Annotated in this window: 1 protein-coding gene and 2 pseudogenes; all 3 read right to left on the minus strand. The window is 75.0% G+C overall.

From position 1 onward, the window contains the following. Positions 1–1,018: pseudogene (locus B9S58_RS01770) on the minus strand (nitroreductase); the annotation flags it as partial. Positions 1,019–1,045: 27 nt separating this feature from the next. Beyond that, positions 1,046–3,127 (minus strand): TOMM precursor leader peptide-binding protein, encoded by a 2,082-nt coding sequence (locus tag B9S58_RS01775; protein ID WP_258044144.1) that lies wholly within the window; start codon positions 3,125–3,127, stop codon positions 1,046–1,048. Then, a pseudogene (locus B9S58_RS01780) lies at positions 3,117–3,672 on the minus strand (transcriptional activator protein); the annotation flags it as partial. The pseudogene B9S58_RS01780 and the gene B9S58_RS01775, both read right to left, overlap by 11 nt.

A 3,672-nucleotide genomic window follows, 5' to 3' on the forward strand; every position in this document is an offset into this window, starting at 1 on the left:
CCGCAGGCCGTCGCCGTACGACGGGCCCTCGGGACTGGACGAGCGCGACCTCCGCGAGCGCCGGGTCGGCGGGGTGCGCGACGGCCGGGGCCAGCGCGTCGGGGGCGGGCCGGGCGGCGGCGTCGGCCGAGGTGGCCGCCTGCATGCGGAGCAGCGCGTCGAAGGCGAGGACCGTACGGGAACGCTCGACGTCCCCGCGCCGGACGGAGACGGGTGCTTCCGGGGTCCGCCGCCGCGAGCCCGCCTGCCCGCCCGCCCACCTGAGCGGCACGACGGCGAAGATCCCCTCCGCCACCGGGTCGACCCCGAGGAGCTCCGCGAGGCGTTCCTCGTCGAACCAGAGGGCCGGCTCGACGGCCAGCCCCCGGGCGGCCGCCCACATCCGCCAGGTCTGGACGCAGGCGCCGAGGTCCATGGAGACCGCGTGGAAGGAGAAGCTGTTGTACTTGAAGGAATTCTGCCAGTACTTGATGCCGAGCACCAGGTACTGGTCGGTCTCAGGACCCGGCGCACCCTCCCCCAGTGCGTCGCGCACCCGGCCGGAGACATCGCCCGTGAGCAGCCGCTGCATGGCGTGGTGCCGGGTGGAGTAGTAGTGCACGCCGGGCGGAACGGGTCCGCTCGGCCCAGACACCCAGTGGATGCTGACCGGGTACAGCCCACCGCCGGAGGCGGCGCCGCGCGACCAGTTGGCCAGCGGGTAGAAGGGCAGCGCGTTCAGGTCCGTGTTGGCCTGGACACCGAGGCGGCGGCCGGTCAGCCCGTACGAGTCGCGGAGCATGCCGGAGAGCGAGACGAGGTCGAACTCCCCCTGGCCCACGGCGCCTTCGGGGAACAGGCCCCGGTCGAGCGTCGCCCCGCCCGGGTAGCGGGCGTCCGGCAGCGGGAAGGCGTCCGCGCCAGGGTGGAACTTGGCCTTGCGGGGGCCGTCCTGCCAGTTCGGTACATAGTCCACGGGGTCCATCGGGACCCGGCCGCGGTGCATGATCGCGGCGGCGTATTCATGGGCGTATCCCATGGGGAGCTCCTTGGTCACGGGAAGGCGTCACGGGAAGGGGTGCGGGGCCGGGTTGAGATCGGCGTCGGTGAGGTCCGCCGTCCGCAGGCCCGCCTCGCGCAGGGCGGTGCGCAGCCGGGGCATGCCCAGGGCTCGCTGGCGGGTCCAGCCGAAGTCGATCGGCAGCAGGCCCGGCACGATCACGCTCACCGTTCTCAGCCCCAGGTCGCGCTGTTCCGGCATGGTCTGGTCGACGACGACCACGTCGAACCCGGCGGCGGCGACCGTGTCCACGCACCGCGACAGGTCCTCGCGCAGATCGTCGGAGACCGGGAGTACCGGCCGCGCGCCGGGCCCGTCCCCGTACAACTGGTCGAAGGAACGGGCCGGTGGGCGTACGCTCCCCGGCGCGCCGAGCAGGAAGTCCGCGTGGTCGCCCATCTCCGGGATCCCGTACGCCAGCGGGTGGTCGTGCAGCGCCTCGACCTTCGCGAAGTCGTCACTCATCGGGCGCAGCCGCTCCTCGTCCCGCTCCGTGCGGCCCTGGAGGTTGACGGCGTCGGTGGCGATCTCGCAGAGCGCCCCCGCGAGCGCCGCCTCCGGGTCGAGTCCGGCGCCCGCGCCGAAGCACATCCGGCCGGGCCCGCCGTCGGGCCGGACGGCGACGCCGGTGACCACGGGGATCGGGAAGGTGATCCGGGTGTCGAAGAACCGTGCCTCGTAGCCGTACATCTCCAGCCGGTCCACCATCTGCCGGGTGGCGGGGCGGCGGCTGGTGCGCGGGTCGATCTCGGGCAGCGCGGCCCGCCCGTACCAGGAGAGCAGGAACGCGTCCCGCTCGACGACCTCCATAAGCCCGAAGTAGGCGGCCTCCTCCAGCGCGCCCCCGGACGCGCAGCCGTTGGAGCTCTCCTGCACGAACCGGTTCTCCAGGCCCGGCGCGTGGTAGTAGGTGAGCACTTCGGGGACCAGGACGGTACGGGAGTCGCGCAGCGACCAGCCGCGCACCCAGGGGATCTCCCGTCCCGGAGTGAAGGGCGGGACGCGGGGGTTGGCCCGGTGGAAGGCGTCGGAGTAGAGGCCGCATACACGCGGGTCCACGACGGCCCGGCCCTCGGCGCGCAGGGCGTCCAGGCTGGCGTGCACCTGGGCGCGTTTGGCGCGGGACCGCATGCCCGCGTACCGCTCCAGGCCCTCCAGGACCCCGATGCGCAGGCTCTCGGCGAAGGTGTCGGCGTGCCCGCCCCAGAACGTCTCGCGCAGATACGGCCCCGAGCGCATGGAGAAGCAGCCGATGGTGGCGGAGGTGGACGTGGAGGAGACGTCCTGGACGACGGAGGGTCCGAGCGACCCGCAGACGGGGTTGGCGTAGGGCGCGACGGGCAGCTCGTAGTCCCCGATGTCCCGGACCCGGAAGCCGCCTGGCCGCAGCTTGGGCGCGGGCCGCAGGGTGAGGGCCGCCGCCGTGTCGCTGTCGGGCTCGGGCCGCCCGCAGGCGGGGCACTCCGGGTCGGGGACGAGCGGGTAGTGGCGCACGGTCAGGGTCCGGAGATCGACGAGGTGGACTGCGGGGAAGGCCCCGGTGGCCGGTCCGCCGCCGTCCCGCCTGGCGGCGATGACCCCGGCGAGCGCTTCGGCCGCGAACGGGGTGATGTACGGGGACGGGCCCGCCGCCCGGGTCCCGGACCCGAGCTCCAGCGCCTCGCGCAGAGCGACGGACCGCACGCCCTGCCACCGGCGCTCCAGGCAGCGGGCGCAGGGGCGCCGGCCGTCGTCTCCCTCCGCCGCCGGAATGGGCCCGACGACGGCGTGCCGCCCGTAGTAGCGCACGGGGACGGCGGAGGCGGCCGGCCCCTCCTGACGGAACGCGTCGCGTACACCGAGGGGCGCGACGTCCGGCTTCAGGGCCACCTCCGCCCCGCCGTGCCGGGCAAGCCCCTCCCCCAGCAGCTCCGTGAGCAGCCGGGTGGACTCCTCCAGCACCGGGGCGTCCGAAGCGTCCGGGGCGTCCACCGGGCTCGGCACGTCCGGGAAGGCTGACGGGCCTGGGGCGCCCGACGTATCCGGCGTGTCCGAAGCGTCCTGTGCGTTCCGTGCGTCCGAGGCGTCCTGAGCCGTCTCAACGGGCATCGGTGCCGCCCTCGCCGTCCACCGTGAGCAGCACCCGGGCCGTGGCGATGGGGCCGGAGAGCAGGTCCGCCGGGGTCGTCGGCACGTACAGGGCGTCGCGCCCGGCGGACCGCAGGGCCTCCAGCACCGCGTCGAACGTGGTCTCGTCCGCGTCCGCCGCGACGGACTCCCCGCCCACCGCGATCGCCCCGGGGGCCAGATCACCCACCAGCGGGTCACCGGGGTCGACCGCCGCCCCCGGGTCCTCGGCGGCGAGCTGCACCTGACCGAGCAGGTCCCGCAGGGCGGACGCGGCCGCCGTACGCCGGGACAGCCCGGCCCCGACCGCCCAACGCCCCTGCGCCGACGGGCCGTCCGCCTCCCGGGCCAGCACCACGTGCGCCGGGGTGCGGTCCGCCTCGCCCAGGTCCAGGAGGTCCACGGCGGTGTCCAGATTGCCGGCGGACTTCAGCAGGAACACCAGCTCCGGGTCGTCGCCGCCGACCGCCAGCGGGCTCACCCGGGTGGTGCCGCGTACGGCGCGGAGCAGGGCGTCGTGGGCGAGC

It is taken from the genome of Streptomyces sp. SM11 (assembly GCF_002910905.1).
Taxonomy (GTDB): domain Bacteria; phylum Actinomycetota; class Actinomycetes; order Streptomycetales; family Streptomycetaceae; genus Streptomyces.

What these genes read in the sequence shown, in the direction of transcription:
- B9S58_RS01775 (WP_258044144.1), bottom strand. Translation starts at nt 3,127, where the DNA reads ATGCCCGTTGAGACGGCTCAGGACGCCTCGGACGCACGGAACGCACAG.